The sequence below is a fragment of the Thiomonas sp. genome (assembly GCF_054608695.1).
In genome coordinates, this window is record NZ_JBTRXV010000046.1 from 1 (window position 1) to 24,054 (window position 24,054).

The 24,054-nt window shown below is 63.5% G+C and carries 24 protein-coding genes and 2 pseudogenes; 3 read left to right on the top strand and 23 right to left on the bottom strand.

Going from position 1 to position 24,054, the window contains the following annotated elements:
- Window positions 1–253 precede the first annotated feature (253 nt).
- From ACYCUK_RS14525 to ACYCUK_RS14575, 11 genes and pseudogenes are all read right to left on the bottom strand, one after another.
- A pseudogene (locus ACYCUK_RS14525) lies at window positions 254–400 on the bottom strand (IS110 family transposase); the annotation flags it as partial.
- Window positions 401–413: 13 nt separating this feature from the next.
- On the bottom strand, window positions 414–740 hold the full coding sequence (locus tag ACYCUK_RS14530; RefSeq protein ID WP_461595424.1) for a hypothetical protein: 327 nt from the start codon (window positions 738–740) through the stop codon (window positions 414–416).
- A complete protein-coding gene (locus ACYCUK_RS14535) occupies window positions 737–1,282 on the bottom strand; it encodes a VOC family protein (RefSeq protein ID WP_461595425.1) in 546 nt (181 codons plus the stop codon). The genes ACYCUK_RS14530 and ACYCUK_RS14535 overlap by 4 nt, the downstream gene beginning before the upstream one ends.
- A gap of 122 nt (window positions 1,283–1,404) precedes the next feature.
- Window positions 1,405–2,133, bottom strand: a complete 729-nt coding sequence (locus ACYCUK_RS14540; RefSeq protein ID WP_461595426.1) for an ABC transporter ATP-binding protein — start codon at window positions 2,131–2,133, stop codon at window positions 1,405–1,407.
- Window positions 2,130–3,911, bottom strand: coding sequence for a branched-chain amino acid ABC transporter ATP-binding protein/permease (locus ACYCUK_RS14545; RefSeq protein WP_461595454.1), 1,782 nt, complete (start codon window positions 3,909–3,911; stop codon window positions 2,130–2,132). The genes ACYCUK_RS14540 and ACYCUK_RS14545 overlap by 4 nt, the downstream gene beginning before the upstream one ends.
- Window positions 3,911–4,948, bottom strand: a complete 1,038-nt coding sequence (locus tag ACYCUK_RS14550) for a branched-chain amino acid ABC transporter permease (protein ID WP_461595427.1) — start codon at window positions 4,946–4,948, stop codon at window positions 3,911–3,913. The genes ACYCUK_RS14545 and ACYCUK_RS14550 overlap by 1 nt, the downstream gene beginning before the upstream one ends.
- A gap of 85 nt (window positions 4,949–5,033) precedes the next feature.
- Window positions 5,034–6,185, bottom strand: coding sequence for an ABC transporter substrate-binding protein (locus ACYCUK_RS14555; RefSeq protein WP_461595428.1), 1,152 nt, complete (start codon window positions 6,183–6,185; stop codon window positions 5,034–5,036).
- 128 nt (window positions 6,186–6,313) lie between these two features.
- Window positions 6,314–7,465: an ABC transporter substrate-binding protein gene (locus tag ACYCUK_RS14560; RefSeq protein WP_461595429.1), complete on the bottom strand. Its 1,152-nt coding sequence runs from the start codon at window positions 7,463–7,465 to the stop codon at window positions 6,314–6,316.
- A gap of 94 nt (window positions 7,466–7,559) precedes the next feature.
- On the bottom strand, window positions 7,560–7,856 hold the full coding sequence (locus tag ACYCUK_RS14565; protein WP_461595430.1) for a DUF2783 domain-containing protein: 297 nt from the start codon (window positions 7,854–7,856) through the stop codon (window positions 7,560–7,562).
- Between the two features lie 13 nt (window positions 7,857–7,869).
- A complete protein-coding gene (locus ACYCUK_RS14570) occupies window positions 7,870–9,546 on the bottom strand; it encodes an FAD-dependent oxidoreductase (RefSeq protein ID WP_461595431.1) in 1,677 nt (558 codons plus the stop codon).
- 11 nt (window positions 9,547–9,557) lie between these two features.
- The gene (locus ACYCUK_RS14575; protein WP_461595432.1) at window positions 9,558–10,511 is read right to left on the bottom strand and encodes an MBL fold metallo-hydrolase; all 954 of its coding nucleotides are present in this window, start codon (window positions 10,509–10,511) and stop codon (window positions 9,558–9,560) included.
- A gap of 103 nt (window positions 10,512–10,614) precedes the next feature.
- Between ACYCUK_RS14575 and ACYCUK_RS14580 the strand changes: the two genes are divergently transcribed.
- Window positions 10,615–11,421, top strand: coding sequence for an IclR family transcriptional regulator (locus ACYCUK_RS14580; protein WP_461595433.1), 807 nt, complete (start codon window positions 10,615–10,617; stop codon window positions 11,419–11,421).
- Between the two features lie 22 nt (window positions 11,422–11,443).
- On the opposite strand, the gene paaZ is transcribed toward ACYCUK_RS14580, so the two are convergent.
- The 12 genes from paaZ to ACYCUK_RS14640 are packed head-to-tail and all read right to left on the bottom strand — an operon-like array spanning window position 11,444 to window position 22,780.
- On the bottom strand, window positions 11,444–13,498 hold the full coding sequence (gene paaZ / locus ACYCUK_RS14585) for a phenylacetic acid degradation bifunctional protein PaaZ (protein ID WP_461595434.1): 2,055 nt from the start codon (window positions 13,496–13,498) through the stop codon (window positions 11,444–11,446).
- Window positions 13,499–13,539: 41 nt separating this feature from the next.
- The gene (gene pcaF, locus ACYCUK_RS14590) at window positions 13,540–14,754 is read right to left on the bottom strand and encodes a 3-oxoadipyl-CoA thiolase (RefSeq protein ID WP_461595435.1); all 1,215 of its coding nucleotides are present in this window, start codon (window positions 14,752–14,754) and stop codon (window positions 13,540–13,542) included.
- A complete protein-coding gene (locus ACYCUK_RS14595) occupies window positions 14,744–15,382 on the bottom strand; it encodes a TetR/AcrR family transcriptional regulator (RefSeq protein ID WP_461595436.1) in 639 nt (212 codons plus the stop codon). Before ACYCUK_RS14595 ends, pcaF begins: the two co-directional genes overlap by 11 nt.
- A gap of 3 nt (window positions 15,383–15,385) precedes the next feature.
- A complete protein-coding gene (gene paaE / locus ACYCUK_RS14600; protein ID WP_461595437.1) occupies window positions 15,386–16,468 on the bottom strand; it encodes a 1,2-phenylacetyl-CoA epoxidase subunit PaaE in 1,083 nt (360 codons plus the stop codon).
- A 13-nt stretch (window positions 16,469–16,481) separates the two neighbouring features.
- Window positions 16,482–17,009: a 1,2-phenylacetyl-CoA epoxidase subunit PaaD gene (paaD, locus tag ACYCUK_RS14605; protein ID WP_461595438.1), complete on the bottom strand. Its 528-nt coding sequence runs from the start codon at window positions 17,007–17,009 to the stop codon at window positions 16,482–16,484.
- A 20-nt stretch (window positions 17,010–17,029) separates the two neighbouring features.
- Entirely contained in the window at window positions 17,030–17,803 is a 774-nt protein-coding gene (gene paaC, locus ACYCUK_RS14610; protein WP_461595439.1) for a 1,2-phenylacetyl-CoA epoxidase subunit PaaC, read from the bottom strand.
- 10 nt (window positions 17,804–17,813) lie between these two features.
- Window positions 17,814–18,137 carry a 1,2-phenylacetyl-CoA epoxidase subunit PaaB gene (gene paaB / locus ACYCUK_RS14615; protein ID WP_461595440.1) on the bottom strand — a complete coding sequence of 108 codons (324 nt, stop codon included), beginning with the start codon at window positions 18,135–18,137 and terminating at the stop codon, window positions 17,814–17,816.
- Between the two features lie 27 nt (window positions 18,138–18,164).
- A complete protein-coding gene (paaA, locus tag ACYCUK_RS14620; protein ID WP_461595441.1) occupies window positions 18,165–19,175 on the bottom strand; it encodes a 1,2-phenylacetyl-CoA epoxidase subunit PaaA in 1,011 nt (336 codons plus the stop codon).
- Window positions 19,176–19,217: 42 nt separating this feature from the next.
- Complete coding sequence (paaK, locus tag ACYCUK_RS14625) at window positions 19,218–20,534, bottom strand: phenylacetate--CoA ligase PaaK (RefSeq protein WP_461595442.1); 1,317 nt, start codon at window positions 20,532–20,534, stop codon at window positions 19,218–19,220.
- Between the two features lie 34 nt (window positions 20,535–20,568).
- Window positions 20,569–21,054, bottom strand: a complete 486-nt coding sequence (gene paaI, locus ACYCUK_RS14630; RefSeq protein WP_461595443.1) for a hydroxyphenylacetyl-CoA thioesterase PaaI — start codon at window positions 21,052–21,054, stop codon at window positions 20,569–20,571.
- Window positions 21,047–21,964 carry a 3-hydroxyacyl-CoA dehydrogenase family protein gene (locus tag ACYCUK_RS14635; protein ID WP_461595444.1) on the bottom strand — a complete coding sequence of 306 codons (918 nt, stop codon included), beginning with the start codon at window positions 21,962–21,964 and terminating at the stop codon, window positions 21,047–21,049. Before ACYCUK_RS14635 ends, paaI begins: the two co-directional genes overlap by 8 nt.
- A gap of 12 nt (window positions 21,965–21,976) precedes the next feature.
- Entirely contained in the window at window positions 21,977–22,780 is an 804-nt protein-coding gene (locus ACYCUK_RS14640; RefSeq protein WP_461595445.1) for an enoyl-CoA hydratase-related protein, read from the bottom strand.
- A 146-nt stretch (window positions 22,781–22,926) separates the two neighbouring features.
- Between ACYCUK_RS14640 and ACYCUK_RS14645 the strand changes: the two genes are divergently transcribed.
- Together ACYCUK_RS14645 and ACYCUK_RS14650 are read left to right on the top strand one after the other, a co-directional pair.
- Window positions 22,927–23,547 carry a phenylacetic acid degradation protein PaaY gene (locus ACYCUK_RS14645; RefSeq protein WP_461595446.1) on the top strand — a complete coding sequence of 207 codons (621 nt, stop codon included), beginning with the start codon at window positions 22,927–22,929 and terminating at the stop codon, window positions 23,545–23,547.
- 155 nt (window positions 23,548–23,702) lie between these two features.
- Window positions 23,703–23,877 (top strand): annotated as a pseudogene (locus ACYCUK_RS14650) (helix-turn-helix domain-containing protein); the annotation flags it as partial.
- Window positions 23,878–24,054: the final 177 nt, after the last annotated feature.

The window sequence follows — 24,054 nt, forward strand, 5'->3', positions numbered from 1 at the left end:
CAAGATGTCGCTGATGCCGACGTTGTGAGAGCCATGAGATGATCAAGATCAGTCTGTTGGCCGATCAGGAGCGCGAAGCGCGGCTCGACAAGCTTGGGGGGACGTGCTGCGCAAGCTTGAAGAGCATGTGGATTTCGACGCGCTGGTTGCCGAGGTTGAGGCGGCGGCGCCGAGGCCGAGCCGGGAGCGCGGAGGGCGGCCGCCGTTTCCAACTGCAGTGATGGTGCGCGTATTGCTGATCCAGCAGTTGTTCAATGAGGCACGGCGGAAGGCCGGCGAAAAACTCCGCAACCTGTTTGCGCTGCAACGCCTTGCGCAAAACGGTCTTGCCATGCGCATTCACACCATGGATCTGAAACACCAGCTTTGCCAAATCGATGCCAACCGTCGTGACTTGCATGATGAGCGCTCCTTCAAGGATTCAGGCGAAAGATCTCGCACCAACACTTCGGCACAACGACGGCCATGTGTGGCGGTGGGAGGGGGCGTTCATTCCATTGAAATGCCATTGGTTGAATATACGAAGGGACTTCCCACTTCCCGGCGACGGCAGGGCAGGCATGGCCATTGTTCAACGACGCATCGACCTCGCGCAGCCTGGGTTCGCAGGCGTTCCAATCGTCGAGCGCGGCCTGCAGCGTGGGGGCGATGTCGGGTACGGGCTGACACAAGGCGAGGCAATGGCTGGCCACAACCAGCGTGCCGTCCCGCCCCCCTTGCTTGAGTGTGGCCAGTTTCACCGGAACATCTCCTTGTGGCGCCCGTTGTGCAGCCAGGCCGCGTGCTTTGGCGCTTTCCTGGTCTGCGCCCATTCGTTGAGCATGTCCCACTTCACCTCGTCGAGCGCGGCGAACATTTTTGGGCTGGCTGTGTTGAAGGCCAGTTCCAGACGGTGCCCGTTGGGATCGAAAAAGTAGATCGACTGGAACAGCGCGTGATCGGTCGGACCGATCACCGCGATACCAGCCGTTTCGAGCCGCGCCTTGGCCGCGAGCAGGTCGTCCATCGAGCCCACTTCCAGCGCCAGATGCTGTGTCCAGACGGGGGTGTTCGGGTCACGTCCCATCCCAGGATGGGTCGGCAGCTCGAAAAAGGCGAGGATATTGCCGTTTCCCGCATCGAGAAAGATGTGCATGTAGGGATCGGGCTCCTTGGTCGATGGCACCTCGTCCTCGGCAATCGACAGCACCAGTTTCATGCCCAGATGTTTTTCATACCAGCGCGCAGTCTCCAGCGCGTCCCGGCAGCGATAAGCCACATGATGAATTTTCCTGACCAGCATGAAAAATCTCCTTATCTCAATCGATGCCTATGATCTTTTCAAGTCAGTGAAAATCTTCACCGCGACGGGAAAGATTGGCTGCAACCATTTGGGGCTCTGAAATCCTGGTCACCGGTCCCTGTTCATTCCTTGAGCATGCCCATATAGGTGGACTCGACCATCGGGTCGTGCAGAAGTTGCGAGGTCGGACCCCGCAGCACCACCTCACCGAGTTCCAGCACATAGCCTTCGTCTGCAGTCTGCAGTGCAGCGCGGGCGTTTTGTTCGATGAGCAAAACGCTGATACCCGCGTCGCGCAACTGCGCCACGGCATGCAGTACCTCGCGCACGATGCGCGGAGCCAACCCCAGGCTGGGTTCGTCCAGCAGCAGCAAGCGCGGCTTGGCCATGAGCGCGCGTCCCAGTGCCAGCATCTGTCGCTCACCACCCGAGAGGGTTTGCGCCAACTGCGACCTGCGCTCCTTCAGACGCGGAAACAGGCCGTAGACACGCTCGAGTTCGCGCAGCCGCGCGGCCTTGCCCTCGCGGCGGTTGCGAAAAGATCCCAGCACGAGGTTGTCTTCCACGCTCATTGAGCCGAACAGGTCGCGCTTTTCCGTCACCAACCCCATGCCCATCTCGACCCGGCGCTGCGGTTCTGCGCGGTGGCAGGCGTGGCCATCGAAGACGATCTCTCCTTTTCCTGGCAATAGGCCCATGATGGCCATGAGCAAAGTCGTCTTGCCCGCGCCGTTGGGGCCGATGACCGTGACAATCTTGCCCACCGGCACCCGCATACTGACCTCGCGCACGGCATGAACCTTGCCATAGCTCACGCTCAGACCGTCAATTTCCAACAGATTGGCACTCATGCCGGATCCTCCACGCCACCGAGGTAGGCCTCGATCACAGCCGGGTGTTTCTGGATGTCTTGCGGCAGACCCTCGGCGATCTTTTCACCGAAGTCCATCACGACCACGCGATCGGCCAGTCCCATGACGAATTCCAGATCGTGCTCGACCAGCAGAACGGCCAAACCTTCGGCTCGAAGTTTGTCCAGCAATTGCGCCAGGTTGCGCTTCTCCAGGTAGCGCAGGCCTGCGGCCGGCTCGTCGAGTAGCAGCAAGCTGGGATCGGTGGCCAAAGCGCGGGCGATCTCGACGATGCGCTGTTGCCCCAGCGGCAAACTCCCTGCAGGCAGGTTGGCCTGCTCGGCAAGCCCGCAGCGTTCGAGCTGTTGCCAGGCAGTGGCCAGGATGCGACCTTCTTGCGGGCGATCCAGCCGCCAGGCCGAGGCAACGAAGCTGTGGTGGCCACGCAGGTGCGCGCCCAGCGCCACGTTGTCCAGCACGCTCATGTGCGGCAGCAACCGCACGTGCTGGAAGGTGCGGCTCATGCCCATTGCAGCCACCGCGCGTGAGTCGGCCCGGTCGATGCGCCGCGCCAGGAAGCGCACCTGACCTTCGGTGAGCCGGTTGACCGCGGAGATGCAATTGAACAAGGTGCTCTTGCCCGCCCCATTGGGGCCGATCAGCGCCAGGATCTCGCCTGCGCGCACCTCGAAGCTGATGGCGTTATTGGCGAGCAGGCCGCCAAAGCGCTTGGTGACCTGCTGCACCTCGAGCACGGCCTGGCCTTTGGGCGGCTTGGGCCTGGCCGGTAGCGCCTGCGCCTGGACGCGAACTTGGCGATGATGTTCCGTGGCCTGCCAACGCGACCAAACCTGCCTAACCCTGGGCCACAGGCCTTCGGGTGCGCGCTGCAGGATCAGGATCATCAGCACGCCGAACACCAGCCCCTCGAAACTGCCGCTGTGGCCGAGAAGGGCCGGCAGCACATCCTGCAGCCACTGACGCAGCAGGGAGAACAGCCCCGAGCCAAGCACTGCACCCCACAGTTCGGCAATGCCACCCACCACACCCATGAATAGGTATTCGATGCCTTGCCCGAGCGAAAACGGCGTGGGATTGACGAAACGCTGCATGTGGGCATAAAGCCAGCCCGACACACACGCGTATTGCGCCGCGAGCACGAACAGGATGGTCTTGAACCAGGTGGTGTTGATGCCCATGGCTTCGGCCATCAGCGCCCCGCCCTTGAGCGCGCGCATCGCGCGGCCTTCGCGCGAATCGAGCATGTTGTGCACGGTCCAGACGATAGCCAGCACCACGAACCAGATCAGGTAATAGAACTGGCGTGCGGACTCAATACGCCAGCCAAACAGGCTGAGGCTCGGAATGCCGGTGATGCCGGTCTGCCCGCCGATGGCCTGAATGTTGCCGAACACGAGGTAGATGCTCAAACCCCAGGCCAGGGTGGACAGCGGCAGGTAATGCCCGCTCATGCGCAGCGTGACCCAGCCCAGGACGAGCGCGGCGATGGTGGTGAGCACCAAGGCGGCGGCGAGACCCAGCCAGGGATCGATGTGCATCACGGTGGACAGATAGGCTGTGGTGTAGGCCCCCATGCCGACGAATGCAGCCTGGCCGAAGCTGACCAGCCCCCCCACACCGGTGAGCAGGACGAGTCCCAGCACCACGACGGTGGCCAGGCCGATGTAGTTCAGCAGGGTCAGCCCATAGCTGCCGAGGACCCAGGGAGCAGCCATCAGCGCGATGACCAATAGCGCCGGGGGCCAGTGGCGGCGCATCATTCCTCGTCCTCCACCGCGTGGGAGCCGAGCGAGCGCCACAGCAGCACCGGGATGATCAGAGCGAACACGATGACGTCCTTGTAGGCACTGGCCCAGAACGACGAGAAAGACTCGACCAGCCCGACGAAGATGGAGCCGGCCGCCGCCGCCGGATAGCTCGACAAGCCACCAATGATGGCAGCCACGAAGCCCTTGAGGCCGATGACGAAACCCGAGTCGTAATAGATGATGGTGGTCGAGGCGATCAGAATGCCCGAGAGTGCACCGATCAGTGCCGCCAAGGTGAACGCGGTCTTGCCGGCGAAGGCGGTGGAGATGCCCATGAGTTGCGCGCCGGTACGGTTGACGGCGGTGGCGCGCAACGCTTTGCCATAGAGGGTGAAATTGAAAAACCCGAACAGCGCCAGCATCAAAACGATGGACAAGCCGATGATCCATAGGGTCTGGTAGTCCACCGGCAGGCCGGCGAAGTTGAAGCTGCCGTCAGTGAAGGCCGGAACGCGCGAGCCCTCGGGGCCGAACAGGTAGAGCCCTAGGCTGGTGAGGGCGATGTGCAGCGCCACGGACAACAACAGCAGCGTCAGCACCGAGGCCTGTGCCGCCGGTTGGTAGACCAGGCGGTACAGCAGCGGTCCGAGTGGCACGGTGATGAACAGGGCCAATGCGATCTGCCCGACGTAACCGATGGCCTGTAGCGGCAACGCATAGGCCGCGAGTAGCGCCAACAGCGGCCATAACAGGTTGACGACCAAAACCCGTGGCAGACTGGTTCCGCGCCTCATTCGCAGCGCCTGCCAGCCGTCGGCAAATGCCGCCAGAATTCCCAGCACCACGACAAGCCACACCAGCTTGGGCGCGCTGCCGGCGTGGATGGCCACCAACGACATGGCACCGAAGGTCATGATCTCCCCTTGCGGAATGAAAATGACCCGGGTGACGGAGAACACCAATACCAGCGCCAGTGCCAGCAGTGCGTAGATGGCGCCCAGGGTCACGCCGTTTTGCCCCAGGTACAGGGCGATGTCGAGGTTCATATGGTCGCGCCGAAAGTCGGAGAAGGAGCTCGCCCGGCGCGTGCTGCGCCGGGCGAGCCATGATGCCCTGAGGAGGACATCTGGCTTACTTCAGCATCTTCCAGGTGCCGTTCTCGATCTGCACCATCGCCACAGCGCGATCGTCGAGGCCGTTGTGATTGGCCGGGCTCATGCTGTAGATGCCGTCGGCGCCGGCCACGTCCTTCAAGCTCTCGATCGCATCACGCAACGCTGCGCGGAACTCGACCAAATTGGACGGCTGGGCCTTTTTCAGCGCCACGGGAATGGCATGTTCGAGCAGCACGCCAGCATCCCAGGCATTGGCACTGAACTGCGACAGCGTGTTCTTGCCGTATGCAGCTTCATAGGTCTGTGCATACTTCATGGCCGATTGCTTGATCGGACTGTCGGCCGGAAGCTGGGCAGCCACGACTCCGGGCGATATCGGGAGGATGGTGCCGTTGCAGTCGGCACCGCAGACGCGCAAAAAGTCGGGATTGCCCACGCCGTGGGTCTGGTAGATCTGGCCCTTGAAGCCCACCTGCTTTAAGGCGCGTTCGGGCAAGGCGGCCGGCGTTCCGGAGGCGGCGATCAGCACAGCCTGCGGTTTGGCAGCAGTGATATGAAGAACTTGCCCGGTCACGGAAGTGGCGGTACGGTTGTAGCGTTCGTTGGCGACGATGTCGATCCCCGCCGCTTTGGCGTCCTTGGAGAAGTTGTTCCACCAGTCTTCGCCATAAGCGTCGTCAAACCCGATGAAGGCCACGGTCTTGACCTTGTTCTGCACGAGGTTCTTCACGATGGCACGCGCCATCAAACCTGTAGTCTGCGGAGTGTTGAACACCCACTGACGGTTGCCCTCGACCGGGAACACGATGTTGCGCCCGGCAGCGAGCGAAATATTCGGCACCTTGGCCCCGCCGACCACATCGACCATAGCCAGCGAATTGGGCGTGATCGACGAGCCGATGACCACATCGACCTTGTCTTCGTCGATGAGTTTCTTGGTGGCTTTGACCGCCGCGGTGGGATCGGAGCCGTCGTCCAGGAAGATGTAATCCATCTTCTGACCGGCGATTTCCTTGGGGAACAGCTCGACGGTCTTTTTCTCCGGAATGCCGAGCGAGGCCGCAGGGCCTGTGCCTGAAAGCACCACGCCGACCTTGATGTCGGCCCAGGCACTGGCAGTGGTCATCAGACCAAAGGCTGCTGCTACAACAAGTTTCGAATATTGCATGATTGTCTCCGTTGTAAAGTCGTGAATGAATCAAGCTACTGCGAAACAAGCTGCGACGACCTGGAATTCAGGCCATCGCACCGCCAAGATTAGGGCTGCATGCTCACGCCCCCGTTTGAGAATGTTGCTTATTTCAGCAGCTTCCAGGAATGATTCTCGATTTTCACCATGACCACGGCGCGGTCGTCGAGGCCGTTGTGATTCGATGGACTCATGTTGTAGATGCCCTGAGCACCGGCAATATCCTTGAGGCCCTCAAGCGCATCACGCAGCGCGGCGCGAAATTCGACCAGATTGGACGGCTGGGCTTTTTTGAGCGCGATTGGAATGGCGTGCTCCAGCAAAACACCAACATCCCATGCGCCCGCACTGAATTGAGATAAGGTATTTCTGCCGTATGCACCTTCATAGGTTTGCGCGTACTTCATCGTCGATTGCTTGATTGGGCTATCGGCCGGAAGTTGGGCGGCCACCACCCCAGGCGAAACCGACAAGATCGTGCCATTGCAATCAGCTCCACATACCCTCAGAAAGTCAGGGTTAGCAACACCGTGGGTCTGGAAAATCTGGCCCTTATAGCCAACCTGCTTGAACCCGCGCTCTGGCAGTGCTGCCGGCGTTCCAGAGGCTGCGATCAGCACAGCCTGTGGTTTGGCCGCCATGATGTGAAGGATTTGCCCGGTCACCGATGTGGCAGTGGGGTCGAAACGTTCGTTGGCCACGATATCAATGCCCGCGGACTTTGCATCCTTGGAGAAATTATTCCACCAGTCTTCTCCCAAGGCATTATCAAACCCGATGAATCCAACCGTTTTTATCTTACTCTGCAGCATATATTGAATGGTTCTGCGAGCCATCAAACCAGTCGTTTGCACTGAGTTAAACACCCATTTTCGATTGCCTTCGACTGGGAAAACAACATTGCGTCCAGAGGCAATGGAAACATTCGGCACCTTGGCTTCGCCCACCACATTGATCATGGCTAGGGAGCTAGGTGTGGTCGACGCACCGATCACCACATCGACCTTGTCTTCATCAATGAGTTTCTTGGTGACCTTGACCGCTTCCGTCGGATCGGAACGGTCGTCTTGAAAAATGTATTCGACTTTTTGTCCTGCGATTTCCTTGGGGAACAACTCGACTGTCTTTTTCTCAGGAATTCCCAGCGATGCGGCCGGACCGGTCGTCGATAGCACCACACCGACCTTGATGTCGGCCCAGGCGCTGGCTGTGGTCATGAGGCCGATGACTGCTGCCAGGACGATTTTCGAGTGTTGCATGGTTGTCTCCCCTTCCTTTTTGAAGTTACAAATACTTCAAATCACAGCGGTACCCAGTGTCACGGCGTGACATCCAGCCACCTTGGCGCCAAATTCATCGTGACGCGCTTGCACGTCCTGATCGCTCACACCCCGCGTCTGCAGTTCGCATGGGAACATCTGTTGGTGTGATGCCTTCGCATGCCGCTTGCAAAGCTGCACGCAGGACGCTCAGGTTGCCGATGTGGTTGGCCAACAGCAGCACGAGTCTGGCATCGAGCAGGGCGCTTTGCGGCGCGCTCAACCCCTCGTGCGTTTGGAGCAGTTCGGCGTAAAAGGCATCGGCCGCCATATGGCCATAGGGGCCGGCCTGGGCGGTGTCGTGGAAGTGAGGGCTGAGGATGAGTTTCATCGCATGTCCCGGGTCAGCGGCCGCAAGCGCGGGCAAGCGCGGCACGAACGGAAGCAGCGTCCAGCCGCCGCCAGCGCGCGGCGATATGCTGGTCCGGGCGGATCAGGTAGGCGGTTCCCTCCTGCGCGTCGTAGCGCTGCGCCGCCAGGTGCTGCCCATCATGCAGGACCGTCATTCCAGGCAGGTTGCCGGGCTGCTCGGCGACGACGATGCTGCGCAAGGGAATGGGGCCTCGCGCCAGTTCGTCGCACGCGGCGGCCGCATCGTCCAGGGTTTCGGGACGGTCGGTGAACAGCAGCAGGGTGAACGCGCCGCCCACTTCCTGCAGCAGCCAGGCAGGCTGGCCGTCGCGTTCGATCGGCGCGTCCTCCATCGGTGAACCGGGGCGCAGCAGGCAGTCGAAGCGGTCACGGTCGGGGGTGTTGAGGCTCGAATCCCACAGATGCGTCGGTGTCGACAGGCGCCCGGAGTTGACCAGCATGCGCGCGAAATCGTGGCGCTCGGCGAGTTGCAGCGTGGCGTCGCGGTAGCGCTGCGCCACCGCCGATTTGGGTGTGATGAAATCGGTCGAGCGGGTGGAGTTGAGGATGTTCTCGTCCGCCGCGCGGGTGCGCTCGGCGTCGTAGCTGTCGAGCAGGGCTTCGGGAGCCTGGCCGCCCATCACCAGATCGAGCTTCCAGATCAGGTTGTCGACGTCCTGGATGCCGGAATTCGCGCCGCGCGCGCCGAATGGCGAAACCTGGTGTGCCGCGTCTCCGGCGAACAGCACGCGGCCGTGACGGAAATTCTGCATGCGCCGGCACTGGAAGGTGTAGACGCTGACCCATTCGAGCGCGAACTGCAGGTCGTGATAGCCCTGCTGGTCAAGCATGGCGCGGATACGGGGAATCACCCGTTCAGGCTGCTTCTCCGCTTCGGGGTCGATGTTCCAGCCGAGCTGAAAATCGATGCGCCAGACGTCGTCGGCCTGGCGGTGCAGCAACACCGATTGACCGGGGTGGAAAGGCGGATCGAACCAGAACCAGCGTTCTGCCGGAAAGAACGCGTCCATCGACACATCGGCGATGAGAAACTGGTCGTGGAACACCTTGCCCTCGGCATCGAGGCCGAGCAGCTTGCGCAACGGGCTGCGTGCGCCATCGGCGACGATCAGCCAATCGGCGTGCAAGGAATAGTCGCCCATGGGCGATTGCACCTCGACCTCGGCGCCATCGGCCCCGGCGTGCACGGCGACAACCCTGCTCTTCCAGCACAGCGCGATGTTCGGCAACTCACGCGCGCGCTCGACCAGATAGTCTTCGAGGTAATACTGCTGCAGGTTGACCATGCCCGGCCGGTGATGGCCGGCGGCGGGCAGAAGATCGAAGTGGTAGACCTCGCGGTCATGATGGAACACGCGCCCGGTGTTCCAGGTCACGCCTTTGCCCACCACCTGCTCGCCGACACCGAGGCGGTCGAGGATGTCGAGCGTGCGTTGGGCGTAGCACAGACCGCGCGAGCCGACGCTGACGGTGTCGTCGTCATCGAGCAAGACAACGTCGAGGCCACGCTGGGCCGCATCGACCGCCGCAGCAAGGCCGATGGGCCCGGCACCCACGACCACCAGCGGCGCTTTCGCTGCACCACCACCGGGCTGCACCTGGGGAGGAAGCCGGGGCGTGTAGCGGGGATAGGTATAGGTGGAAGCCATGACCTTGCAAATCAGGCTTCGAGGGATTTCCACATCTGCACATCGCGCTCGTCGGTCCAGATGCGCGGATCTGGGTAAGTGGTGGCTTCGTCGTACGCCCGCGAGACATCGAATGGCATGCAGTGATCGAAGATGACCCAATGACCATATTGGGCCTTGAGCTTGTCGTAGACCTGCCGGTAGATCTGATGCATGTCGCGGTTGGCCTGCGCGCCCGCGCGAACGGCTTCGAACAGTTCCTGCACGAAGGCGCGCGTTCCTTGCAAACCAGCCTGAACATGCTCGCGTCCACACAGCGCATCACCGCGCCCTGGCACGAGTTGCAGCGGGTCCAGCGCGGCGAGCTTGTCCAGGGTATGAGGCCAGTCCTGAAAATACGCGTCTCCCGCGTAGGGAGTGGCGTTGTACTCGACCAGATCACCCGAAAACAGCGTGCGTTCCTGCGGCAGCCAGACAATGGTGTCACCCTTGGTGTGACCGCGCCCGGGCTGGCTGATGCGGACTTCCAGTTTGCCCAGCCACAAGGTCATGTCCTGCCTGAACGTGATGCTCGGCCAGGTCAGGCCCTGCGGAATCGACTCAACCGCACGGAACAGCCGCGGAAAACGGCCGATCTCGCTGGCCTTGTCCTGTTCGCCGCGCTCGCGGATCAGCTCGTAGGTGTCCTGGCTGGCAATGATGTGTTCGGCGCCGTAGGCGCTGGCACCGAGCACGCGTACCGCGTGGTAGTGGCTCAACACCACGTAGCGGATCGGCTTGTCGGTGATTTGCCGGATGCGGTGGATCACATCCTGCGCCATGGCAGGCGTGGCCTGGGTGTCGATCACCATCACTGCGTCATCGCCGATCACCACGCCGGTGTTTGGATCGCCCTCGGCCGTGTAGGCCCAGGCATGCTCGGACAACTGGCTGAAACTGACCTTCTTGTCTTCAAGATCGGCCTGCGAGGCAAAGGCTTTCTGCATGGGGAGTCTCCGGATGGACAACGAAGCCCAGATCAATTGCAATGTTTTGTAGAAAGCAGCTTAGTCAATAACTAAATCATTAGCATAGGCACAAACCCCGAACATGACTTCCACCCTGAACGAAGACGGTGGCATCCGCGGCCCGCGTGGCATCCAGAGTGTCGAGGTCGGTGGGCGCTTGCTGCTGGCCCTGGTGCATTTGGGGCGGCCCTTGGCGCTCAAAGACTTGGCGCAAGAAGCTGGCATGGCGCCCGGCAAGGCCCATCCCTATCTGGTGAGTTATGGCAAGCTCGGCCTGATCGAGCAGGATGCGACCGGCCGCTACGGCCTGGGACCGCTGGCCCTGCAACTCGGACTGATCAGCCTGCAACAGTACGACCCGGTACGCTTGGCCACGCCGCTGCTGGTCGATCTGGCGCAGGCCACAGGTCACACTGCGGCGATTGCGCTGTGGGGCAACCGCGGGCCGACCATCGTGCGCATCGAAGAAGCGCCCAGCGATGTGCACGTGCATATGCGGCCCGGCACCGTGGCGAGCTTGCGCAACACCGCCACCGGCAAGGCGTTCGCGGCATTTCAGAGCCGCGAGATGGTGCTGCAGGCGCTGGCGTCCGAAGGACATCCCGTGCAGCCGGCGCAAAGGTCGCTGCAGCCAACATTCGAGGCGGAGCTGGCGCAAGTGCGTGCGCAAGGGGTGAGTCTGGGCATCGACAGCACGCTGCCCGGCATCAGCGCAATGGCCGCCCCGGTGTTCGACGTACGCGGCAGGATCGCAATGAGCTTGACCGTCATCGGACCGACCGTCCTGTTCGATCCCCTTCCCGACGGCCCATTGGCCAGGACTCTGCGCAGTTTCGCCCAGATGCTGTCGCGCCGCCTGGGTTCGCCGGTGCCCCAGCCCGGGGGGTGAGCAGCCCTGCAGTCCCAGGGTTCTAGGCGCGTTCAAGCTTGGCCACCAGTGTCAGGATGTCGTAACTCGCAACCAATTCGTCGTCCTGATTGCGCACTTCCACGTCCCAGGCCACGACGCCTTGGCCGCGACCCTGGGCATCAGTCTTGTGCCGGTCGATCTTGCGCTTGCAGGTCAGGCGGGCCTGGATGGTGTCGCCGATGCGGACCGGCTTGACAAAGCGCAACGTGTCCAGCCCGTAGTTGGCAAGAACCGGGCCGGGCGCGGGCGAGACGAACAGGCCCGCCGCGGCAGACAGGACGAAATAGCCGTGGGCGATGCGCTGCCCGAACGGTGACTGGGCTGCAGCGATCGCGTCGAAATGCATGTAGAAGTAGTCGCCCGAAATGCCGCCGAAGGCGACGATGTCCGCCTCGGTCACAGTACGCCGGTGCGTGAGCAGCGACGCGCCGATCTGCAGGTCTTCGAAATGCCGCCTAAAAGGATGGACTTCGGTTTCAATGCGACGCGCGCCACGGACGTATTCGCCCACCACCGCAGCCACCATCGTCGGCGAACCTTGCACCGCCGCACGCTGCAGGTAGTGGACCACGGCCCGCATGCCGCCGAGCTCCTCACCGCCGCCCGCGCGCCCCGGGCCGCCATGCTTGAGCTGCGGCAAGGGTGAGCCATGGCCGGTGGATTCGGCTGCCGCCTCAGCGTCGAGCACCAGCACTCGGCCGTGATGCACCGCGGCGCGGCGCACCGCATACGCAGCAGTGGCCAGATCGCGCGTGGCCAGCGTGGCCACCAGACTGCCCTGCCCCCGCGCGGCCAGCGCCAGGGCTTCATCCAGATCGTCATAGGGCAGCAGGGTGCTGACCGGACCGAATACCTCGACCTCGTGCACAGCGCTCACTTCGAAGGGGCGTTCACACAGCAACAGCATCGGCGCGGCGAATGCCCCGGTGTCGGCATCGTCCGCCAGAAACTGACCGTTCAAACCGCCCTCAAAAACCGTACTGCAAACCTCCCGCAACTTGCCCAGTTGCGCCTGCACGTCGGCCTGCTGGGCCTTGTTGGCGAGCGGACCCATGTGCACGCCTTCATGCCGTGGATCGCCCACGACCAGGGCAGCCAGTTTGTCGCGCAGGAGCTGTTGCATGGCATCGAGATGTTTGCGGGGCACGAGCACGCGACGGATCGCCGTGCATTTCTGCCCCGACTTGACGCGCATCTCACGCACCACCTCATCGGCGAACAGGTCGAACTCGGCATGCTCGGTGCCTACGTCGGGCGCCAGGATGGCGCTGTTGAGCGAATCCGCCTCGGCGTTGAAGGGCACGCCCCGCGCGATCAAGTTGGGGTTGGCGCGCAGCTTGGCCGCGGTAGCAGCCGAACCGGTGAACGTCACCACGTCTTGCCCGTCCAGACGGTCGAGCAGATCCCCGGTGGAGCCGATGACGAGCTGCAGGCTTCCTTCGGGCAGACCACCCCACTTCAGCATCAGCCGCACCAGCGCCTCGGTGAGATACGAGGTGCTGGTGGCCGGCTTGGCGATGCAGGGCATGCCGGCGAGAAAGCTGGGCGCGAACTTTTCCAGCAAACCCCACACCGGGAAATTGAACGCATTGATGTGCAACGCAACCCCCTCGCGCGGCACCAGGATGTGACTGCCGACGAAATGGCCTTTCTTGCCCAGCGGCACCACTGGACCTTCGTGCAGCACATTGCCACTGGGCAATTCGTTGCTGCCCATGGCGGCGTAAGCAAACAGGGTGCCGATGCCGCCTTCAATATCGATCCAGCCGTCGGACCGCGTGGCTCCGGTGCAAGCTGACCAGCGGTACAACTCCTCCTTGTGTTCGGTCAGCAATTTGGCGAGCGCCCTGAGCCGCTGCGCACGTTCCTGGAAATCGAGCGCAAGAAGACCACGCACCCCGACGCTGCGGCCGTGGCGCAAGGCTGCGGCGAAATCGGGACGTTCGGCATGGGTGTGCGCAACCGCGACGCCTGTTGATGCGTCGCATAGCACCTCTGCGGAAGCATGACCGAACCACTGTCCGGCGAGATGGCTTTGTAAAACGGGAGCGTTCATGGGTGATCGTGTACCGAAATTGAGCTGAGGGACTGGAGTGTTCAGGGCCGTTCCAACGCCAGTGCGCAGCCTTGGCCAACGCCCACACACATGGTGGCGAGCGCATGTTTTCCACCCATCCGCTCGGTCTGACGCAGGGCCGTGAGCACGAGGCGTGCGCCCGATGCGCCCAGCGGATGCCCCAAGGCGATTGCGCCGCCGTTGGGGTTGACGCGCGGATCGTCATCGCGCAGGCCGAGTTGCCTTAGCACGGCTAGAGCCTGCGCGGCGAAGGCCTCGTTGAGTTCGATGGCATCGAGCGCATCTAGAGTCCAGCCGAGGCGCGTCAACAGCTTTTGCGTGGCCGGCACCGGGCCCATTCCCATGATGCGCGGCGCCACACCGGCGCTGCTGGCTCCGACCACCCGCGCCCGCGGCGTCAGGCCCCAGCGACGCACGGCCTCGTCGGAGGCAATGAGAAGAGCGCAGGCACCGTCGTTGACGCCCGAGGCATTGCCAGCGGTGACGCTGCCATCCGCCCTGATGACGCCTTTGAGCTTGCGCAGTTGTTCGAGCGTCGTCTCGGCACGGGGGTGCTCGTCCTGCGCCACCAGTGCCGGGGCCCCCTTGCCACGCGGCACGCTCACCGGCGCGATCTCCCCGGCGAAAAAGCCGGCGTCCTGCGCCGCCTTGCAACGCTGCTGCGAGCGCAGCGCGAAGGCGTCCTGGTCGTCGCGCGAGACGCCGAAGTCGGTGGCGACGTTCTCCGCCGTCTCGGGCATGGAGTCGATCCCGTAAGCGGCCTGCATTTGGGGATTGACGAAGCGCCAGCCGATGGTGGTGTCTTCGATCTTGGCGCTGCGCGAAAACGCCGTCTCGGCCTTGCCCATCACGAAGGGCGCGCGCGACATGCTTTCCACGCCGCCGGCGATGACCAGATCGGCCTCGCCGCAACGGATGGCGCGCGCCGCTTGGGCCACCGCCTCGAGGCCTGAGCCGCACAGGCGGTTGAGGGTGCAACCCGGCACATCGACCGGCAGCCCGGAAAGCAATGCCACCATGCGCGCGACATTGCGGTTGTCCTCCCCGGCCTGGTTCGCGCAACCGTAATACACCTCGTCGACAGTGTTCCAATCGATTGCCGCGTGTCGTTCGATCAGCGTGCGAATCGGCATCGCGCCGAGATCGTCGGCGCGAACTGCGGCCAATGCACCGCCGTAGCGGCCAAAGGGTGTGCGCACGCCGTCGACGATCCAGGCTTGGCGTTCATGAGACATCGATCAGGGCTCCGTCGTCAGGTTGTTGTTCGGTGACATGCAATCCGCGCATGCCGTTGAGAAAAAGATCGGCCACCAGCGGAGCGAGCGTGGAATAGTCCAACGGTTGGCCGGGTTTGAACCAGGTGAAAAGCCAGTTGATCATGCCGAACAGCAGCATGGACAGCGGCTTGTCCAGGGCACTGGCCCGCAGCTCGGGGCGCACCGCCGAAATGGCCTGGGCGAAGTGCGCGACGACTTCGCGTTCGATGCCGAGAATCCGATCGCGATCCGGCGCGTCGAGGAAACGCACGTCTTCGGTCAGCACGCGGTGCGCGTCCTGGGCGCTTGCATATTCCTGCACGAATCGCTCGATCAGGGCCTGCAAACGCTGCTGCGGCTGCGGACACGCCGCCTCGACCTCCTGCGTCACGGCGAGCAATAACCGTACGTGGGTTTCGGCAATGTGCGTGAGCAGCGCGTACTTGTCCCGGAAATAGTGATAGAGCGCGGCCTTGGATAGGCCGCAGGCATCTGCCACCTGGTTCATCGAGGTGGCCGCGTAGCCCTGGCGCGCGAACAGTCGGGCGGCGTGCGCCAGGATGGTGGCTCGTTGATCGTCGTAGCTAGCAGCGCGTCCGCGGGCCATCGTTCAGCGCTCGTCGAAAGAGATTTCGACCCGCTCGGTCAGCGGGTGGGCCTGGCAGGTGAGGATGAATCCCGCATCGAGATCGGCCTTTTCCAGCGCGAAATGACGGTCCATGCGCACCCGGCCCTGCAGCAGCCGCGCACGGCAGGTGCCGCACACGCCGGAAGTGCAGGAAAACGGCAGATCCATGCCGGCCGCAATCGCCACGTCGAGCACGCTGGGATCGCCCTTGCGAAATTCCACCTCGTGACGTTGGCCATCGCGAACGATGGTGACATGGCTTTGGGCAGCATCCTGCGCCATGGTGGCGTGCATGACCGCCCCCGCGTCTGCCTTGCCCTGCGGTAGACCGAAACGCTCGATATGGATGCGCTCGGGCACCACGCCGGCCTGCAGCAGGGCAGCCTCGGCCTCGTCGTTCATCTGATAGGGACCGCAAATAAAAGCATGGTCGATGCTCTGCGACCGGATCAAGCGAGCGAGGAATTCCTCGACCTTGGCACGGTTGAGCAGGCCGTGATGCAGTGGTGACTCGATGTGCTCATCGGAAAATACATGGTGAATTTCCAGACGAGCCAGGAAGCGGTTTTTCAGATCCTCCAGTTCCTCCTTGAACATGGTGGACTTGAGGCCGCGGTTGCCGTAAAGCAGGGTGAAACGACTGTCCGGCTCACGTGCCAGCACGGTTTTCATGATGGACAGCACCGGCGTGATGCCGCTGCCGCCGGCGATGCCCAGGTAATGGCGCTTGGATGCCGGGTCGATGGGCACGTAAAACCGCCCCTGCGGCGGCATGATCTCAATACTGTCGCCGGCATGCAGTCGTTCGGCGATCCAGTTGGAAAGCAAGCCGCCACGCACCTTGCGCACGCCGATGCGCAACACGGCGTCGTCCACACCGGCGCAGACTGAGTAGGAGCGGCGCACTTCCTTGCCATCGATATGGGTGCGCAAGTTGAGATACTGGCCCTGGGTGAAGGCGAAACGGTCGGCGAGTTCGTCGGGCACGTCGAAGCTGACGATCATCGCCTCCTCGGTGTCGGGTTCGACGGCGCGCACGCGCAGCGGATAGAAACGGGTGTCCATGGGAACGAGACTTTCAGATGGGCTTGAAATATTCGAACGGTTCACCACAAGCTTTGCAGCGCCACAAGGCCTTGCAGGCGGTGGAGCCAAAGGCCGAGATCTGTTCGGTGTCGCTGCTGCCACACTGCGGGCAGACCAGGCATTGTGGACGAAGGCGATGAAAGCGGATCGGCACTTCTGCATCTGCGCTCGTCTCGCCCACCCAATGCGCAGGTGGGGCGATGCCGTATTCGCGCAGCTTGCGCAGCCCGTCGACGCTGATCCAGTCGCTGCTCCACGCAGGCGCACGCTGCAGGGACACGCGCGCGGGGCCAAGGCCCGCGGCGTCGAGCGCGTCGATCACGTTGCGTTCGATCATCTCGGTGGCCGGACAGCCGGAATAGGTGGGCGTGAGCACAACTTCGAGCGCCCCGTCCACAGCCTCGGCGACTGCCCGAACCATGCCCAGATCGCAAACCGACAACACCGGCACCTCGGGGTCCGCGACCGTCTGCAACACAGCCCAGGCGCGGGATTCGCGAGCGGCACTGAGCGTACTCACCTCGGGGGGGTGAAACTCACTCACCACGAGCCCCCGGGAAAGCTGCGTTGCAAAGACTGCATCTCGGCGAGCATGTGGCCCATGTGTTCGCTATGGATGCCGCTGCGACCCGAGCTGAGGAAGGGCATGTCGTCAGGGGCAGCGAGGCCGGCCTCGTCCAGCGCGGCGTGCATCGCCGCCAGCCAGGGTCCGCGCAAGTCAGCCCAACGCGGCCCCAGACCCGATGCTGCTGCGGCATCGTCCACGGCGTCAGATTCGAACAGTTCACGCGTGTAAGGCCAGAGTCTGTCGAGCGCGCAGGCGATGCGGCGGCGCGATTCCTCGGTGCCATCGCCCAGGCGCACCAGCCAGTCAAAGGCATGGGTGTGGTGATAGCGCGCCTCCTTCACGGCCTTGCCGGCGATCGCAACCAGTTCGGGATCGCTGGATGTACCCAGGCGATCCCACACCAGTTCCAGCAGCGCTGCGACCATCAGGTTGCGCACCGTGGTGACGGCAAAATCCCCGCGCGGCAGTTCCACCAGCGTTGGGTTGAGGTAATCGCGCTCGTTACGCAGGAAGGCCAGTTGGTCTTCGTCGAAGCACTGGCCGTCGAGCTGACCCGCACGGGTCAGCACGCCGCGTGCCTGGCCGATGAGGTCGAGCGCAATATTGGCCAGCGCGATGTCCTCCTCGAGGATGGGCGCATGGCCGCACCACTCGGACAGGCGCTGAGCGTGGACCAGGCAGGTGTCGCCCAGACGCAGCAGGTATTGCACGGCAGGTGTGTTGCTGACGATGATCGATGCTTGCATGGCATGCGCCTCACATCTGATTGACTTCGTCGGGAAGCTTGTAGAAGGTGGGGTGGCGGTACACCTTGTCTTCCATCGGATCGAAATACATGTCCTTGTCGCCTGGGTCGCTGGCGACGATCTGGTCGGATCGCACCACCCAGATGCTGGTGCCTTCCTGCCTGCGGGTGTAGACGTCGCGCGCCATTTCCAGCGCAAGTTTGGCGTCGGGCGCGTGCAGGCTGCCGCTGTGCTTGTGGTCCAGCCCGGCCTTGCTTCGCACGAACACTTCCCACAACGGCCATTCCTGGCTCGGGTTGCCGGCGTCGGCGGATGGGATTGTGTGATCACTCATGGTTCTTCTCCGATGGGGAATGACAAATCAGGCGGCCTTGCACTGTGCAGCCTGGCTTTTGGCGGCATGGGCTAACGCGGCCTCGCGCACCCAGGCGCCGTCCTCCCAGGCCTGCAGGCGGTCAGCCAGCCGCTCGCGGTTGCAGGGCCCGTTGCCGCCAACGACGCGCCAGAACTCGTCCCAGTCGATGGTGCCGAAGTCGTAGTGCTGCCGCTCCTCGTTCCAGCGCAGATCCGGGTCGGGCATCCGCACATCGAGCACCTTGGCCTGCCCGACGGTGGCGTCGACGAATTTCTGTCGCAGATCGTCGTTGGACATGCGCTTGATGCCCCAGCGCATGCTCTGCGCACTGTGGGTGCTGGCGTCGTCGGGCGGGCCGAACATCATCAAGCTGGGCCACCACCAGCGGTTGACCGCGTCCTGCACCATCTCGCGCTGTTGCTCGGTGCCGCCGCGCATCATGGTCAGCAAGGCATCGAAGCCCTGGCGCTGGTGGAAGCTCTCCTCACGACAGATGCGGATCATCGCCCGCGCGTACGGCGCATACGAACAGCGGCACAGCGGCACCTGATTCATGATGGCGGCGCCGTCGACCAGCCAGCCGATCACGCCGATGTCGGCCCAGGTCAGCGTCGGATAGTTGAAGATCGAGCTGTATTTGGCCTTGCCCTCGTGCAGCGCGGCGATCATGGCGTCGCGCGATACCCCCAGGGTTTCCGCAGCGGCATAGAGGTAGAGACCATGCCCACCTTCGTCCTGCACCTTGGCCAGCAAGATGGCCTTGCGCTTGAGGGTGGGCGCACGCGCGATCCAGTTGCCCTCGGGCAGCATGCCGACGACTTCCGAGTGGGCGTGTTGGCTGATCTGGCGGATCAGCGTTTGGCGGTAATGCTCGGGCATCCAGTCCTTGGGCTCGATGAAACCACCGTCGTCGATGCGGGCGTCGAAACGCTCGAGCAACTGCTGCTCGGTGGCCGAGCGGGGTGCGGACGGCTGGTCTGAGCCCTTCGGCATCAGATCCATGGCTTGGGTGTACATGGTGCAGGCTCCTTGTGCGGAATCAATCCGAGGGTGTCGCGGTCAGGAATTCTTGGGGCGGTGATCGATCACCCGCCTGGCCTTGCCGACCAGGGTGCGCTCGATCGAATCAGGCGGCAGCACGCAGACATGGGTGGAGATGCCCACCAGGATCTTGATGCGGTGCTGCACCCAGTCGGCGACCTGCTGGCGTTCGGCATCGGGTACATAACCCAGCGTCGGCTGGAATTCACAATGCACCTCGACCTTGTCCAGGTGGCCGTCACGGCTGAGGTGGATCTGGTACTGGCCGGAGAGCTTGTCGTGCTGCAGCACGATTTCCTCGATCTGGGTCGGGAACACATTGACGCCGCGCACGATGAGCATGTCGTCGCTGCGCCCGACGAGCTTGCCCATGCGACGGAACGCCCTTGCCGTGGGCGGCAGCAAGCGCGTCAGGTCGCGGGTGCGGTAGCGAATGATGGGCAGTCCTTCCTTGGTCAGCGTGGTGAAAACCAGTTCGCCGTCGCTGCCGTCGGGCAGCACTTTGCCGGTGACCGGATCGATGATCTCGGGATAGAAATGGTCTTCCCAGATCACCGGGCCGTCCTGGGTATCGACGCATTCGCAAGCCACGCCGGGGCCCATCACCTCGCTGAGGCCGTAAATGTCCACGGCCTTGAGACTGGTCTTGGATTCGATTTCCTTGCGCATCGCCTCGGTCCACGGCTCGGCGCCGAAAATCCCGACACGCAGGGAGCATTTGCGCGCGTCCAACCCCTGCCGCGCGAACTCCTCGATGATCACCTGCATATAGCTGGGTGTGACCATGATGATGTCGGGCTTGAAGTCGCAGATCAGTTGCACCTGCTTTTCCGTCTGCCCGCCCGACACCGGCACCACGGTGCAGCCCAGTCTTTCGGCGCCGTAGTGCGCCCCCAGCCCGCCGGTGAACAGGCCGTAGCCGTAGGCCACGTGCACCATGTCGCCGGGCTTGCCGCCGGCGGCGCGGATGGAGCGCGCCACCAGATCGGCCCAGGTGTCGATGTCGCGCCGGGTGTAGCCCACGACCGTGGGCTTGCCCGTGGTGCCCGACGAGGCATGCACCCGCACGATCTGCTCGCGCGGTACGGCGAACATGCCGAAGGGGTAGTTGTCGCGCAGGTCCGACTTGCCTGTGAAAGGAAACTTGGCCAAGTCTTCCAGCGACTTGAGATCGTCAGGATGCACGCCGCCGGCGTCGAAAGCGCGGCGGTAATGCGGCACGTTGCCGTAGGCGTGACGCAGCGACCATTGAAGGCGCTGCAGTTGCAGCGCAGCGATGGCATCGCGGCTGGCGGTCTCGATCGGGTCGAGCGCGGCGCGGGTAGGGCTCAGCATGGTTGTCTCCTCTCCTTGGAAAGTCAGGACGGACTCAGGATGGACCGTGGTTGTCGGGCTCGACCACGCGCTTGCCCTTGAGCCGGTAAGAACGGCCGCGAAACAGCGCAATGCGTTCGCCGCGCTGGTTGGTGACGACCACGTCGTACACGCCGGTGCGGCCGCTGGCCGCTTGTTCGTCGCAAACGGCTTCGAGCACATCGCCCTCCTTGGCAGCGGCAATGAAGTCGATGCTCAGGCCGGATGCCACCGTGACTTGGTTGTAGGCGTTGCAGGCGTAGGCGAAGGCGGTGTCGGCCAGGGTGGTGATGAGGCCACCATGGCAGATGGCAAAACCGTTGAGCATGTCCTGCCGCACAGTCATGCGGACCCGCGCGGACCCCGGGCCGACATCGACGATGGCCATGTCGAGCGCGCGGGTGGCACGGTCATGCGCGTACATGCGGTCACGCACGCGCTCGGCGAGTTGCTGGGCGGCTTCGTGGTCGTTCGGGACGACGGCGATCTGGGGCTTAGACATCGAGGGCGACTCCACTCCAGTGGGCGTTGGACAGCTTGGGGGCAATGCGATAACGCGCATCGCCGTAGTGGTCGAACAGATGACGCAGCACGCTGAAAACCCTGCTCGCGCCGAGGGTCTGACCCCAGGCCAGCGGCCCGCGCGGGTAAGCCATGCCGAGTCGCATCGCCACATCGATATCGGCACTGCGCACCGCGTTCCAGTTCACCAGATCCGCCGCCTCGTTAAGCGCGAAGCCTCCCGCCTGCTGCATCAATGTGTCGATCACCGACGCTGGTGCAGCACGCTCGGCGAGCAAACGCCAGGCCTCGGCGTAGTAAGAAGGCCGCGCCACCCGGTTGACAATGAAGCCCGGTGCATGCGGCGCGACCACCGCGGTCTTGCCCCAGGCGAGCGAAAGCGCTTGCAAGACCTCCGCCACCGAAGTCGCCGTCTGCACCCCGGGAATGATCTCGACCAGTTTCATCCGCGCCGGCGGATTGAAAAAATGCCAGCCGGCCATGCGCTCGGGATGCCGCAGCGCCGCAGCGATGGCGGTGACCGAAATCGACGAGGTGTTGCTCAATAAGAGAGCATCTTCATCAACCAAGGCCTCGACGCTGCGCAGCAGCGCTTGCTTGGCCGAAAGATCTCCGACGATGGCCTCGATCACGATGGAACTGCCTTGGCCCGCGGCAAGGTCGGAACTCGGGCTGATCCGCGCCAGGATGTCCTGACGCTGCTCGGCCGACAGCTTGCCACGGCTGACCGCGCCGTCCAGATCGGCAGCAATGGCCCGCATCGCACGCTCGATAGCCGGGGCCTGCGCGCCGTACAGGCACACCGCGTGCCCAGCCTGGGCCGCGAGCTGGGCGATGCCGCTGCCCATGCTGCCGGCGCCCAGCACCCATACCCGCTGCGGATTGCACATGCGGGATCCCTTTCAGCGGTCGGTGAAGCGCGGGGCGCGTTTTTGCGCAAACGCGGCCAGGCCCTCGACATAGTCGGCGGCAAAACCCAACTCACGCTGCGCAGCGGCCTCGGCGTCGAGCGCCTGCTCCAGGGGCGATGTGAGGCCCTGGTCGAGCAACTGCCGGGTGCGCACCAAAACCTTGGTCGGCAGCGACGCCAACCTCTGGGCGAGCACGCCCACCTGGGCGTCGAATGCGTCGTCGTCCACGCAAGCCCAGATCAGCCCGATGCGCTGAGCCTCTTCGGCGCTCAGCTTGTCTCCGAGCATCGCCAGCCCCAAAGCCCGCGCACGGCCGACCAGGCGCGGCAAGAGCCATGTGGCGCCGCTGTCAGGGATCAGGCCGATGGCTGAAAACGCCTGGATGAACGCCGCGCTGCGCCGGGCCACCACCATGTCGCACGTCAGCGCCAGTGAGGCCCCGGCCCCGGCAGCCACGCCGTTGACGGCCGCAAGGGTCGGCACCGGCATCGACCGCAGGCGCAAAACCAGCGGCTTGTAGTTGCTCCCGACCACGGCGCCAAGGTCTTTGGGCGTCGGCCCATCCGACACCACCGCCGGGTCTTTCAAATCCTGCCCGGCACAAAAGGCACGCCCGGCGCCAGTGAACACCACGCAGCGCACATCCGGCTGCGCTGCGGCGTCGTCGAGCGCGCGCAAGAGGTCGGCGACAAGTACCGCAGTCAAACTGTTGAGCGACTCGGGACGGTTGAGCGTGAGTGTCAACACGGCGCCTTGCTGGTCAATGCTCAGATGCGATGCGTGAGTTTGGCTCATCTCAAGAAGTAGGTGGCTGGGATTGGGTTGGTTTGGGTGCCAAACGGGGCAATAGAAATATTGACCAACCAGTCGGTCAATACTAAGCTCACTAAAATCCTGATGCAAGTCAAAGTGTGATCGGGACAAACCCGCGGGAGGCTTTCATGCCCTGTTACGCCATCGAGGATGTCATCCCCGTCGTCCATCCCAGTGCCTATGTGCATCCGAGCGCCGTGTTGATCGGCGACGTGGTCGTTGGCCCTGGTTGTTATGTGGGTCCTTGCGCCAGTTTGCGCGGGGATTTCGGACGCATCGTGCTGCACGAGGGTGCAAATGTGCAGGACAGTTGCGTCATGCACGGCTTTCCGGGGCACGACACCGTGGTGGAGAGCAATGGCCACATCGGCCATGGCGCGGTACTGCACAGTTGCATCGTGCGCCGTGATGCGATGGTGGGCATGAACGCGGTGGTGATGGACGATGCCGAGATCGGCGAGCGATCCATCGTCGCCGCCTGCGCCTTCGTGCCGGCCGGCATGATCGTCCCGCCGCGCACCCTCGTGGCGGGCATGCCAGCGAAAGTCCGTCGCGAGCTGCAAGTCGAGGAAATCGCCTGGAAGCTCGAGGGCACGCGCACCTACCAGGACCTGACCCGGCGCTGCCTGCAGAGCTTGCGCGAAGTCGCACCGCTGTCCGAGCCCGAGCGGCATCGGCCGCCGCTGCGTGCACCTGCGGTCGAGCCCCTGATCGCGCTCAGGCGCAAAGGCTCCCCCGATCGTTGCTGACATGGCGTGTGCTTTTTCAACTGGATTACCGAATAAACCCGACTTTGCGCCGCACGCGCCGATGCCCAGATCCTGCCGTGGCACCGTCGCAGGCAAGAATGTCCGCCACGGTGTAGCTCACATCCGGCTCAAGCCGCCCCGCAGTCCGAATTGGCATGAACAAAGACGATGCAAGACGGCTGACGCCAGCCGAGCAACACGAGCGGCGCCGGCAGGTCATTCGGGCGCACGCGCACGCAGATTGCCGCCGACGTGGGACTGAGCTACACGGCGGTGAGCAAGACGATTGATCGCTATGAAGCCGGTGGCATGTCCGCGCTGGCCCCTCAGCGAGCGGTGGCGAAGTTGTTGCCGCCGCAGAGCGCAGCGCTGGACGTGGTGGCGCGCGAGGTGGGCATTGGCGCAGGCACTCTGGAACGCTGGCGCGAGGAGGCGCAGTCCAGGGTCGCCCGAGCGCGCGGCTGGAGGCGGTGATCACCACGGCACCCATGAACGAGGCCAGCGTGA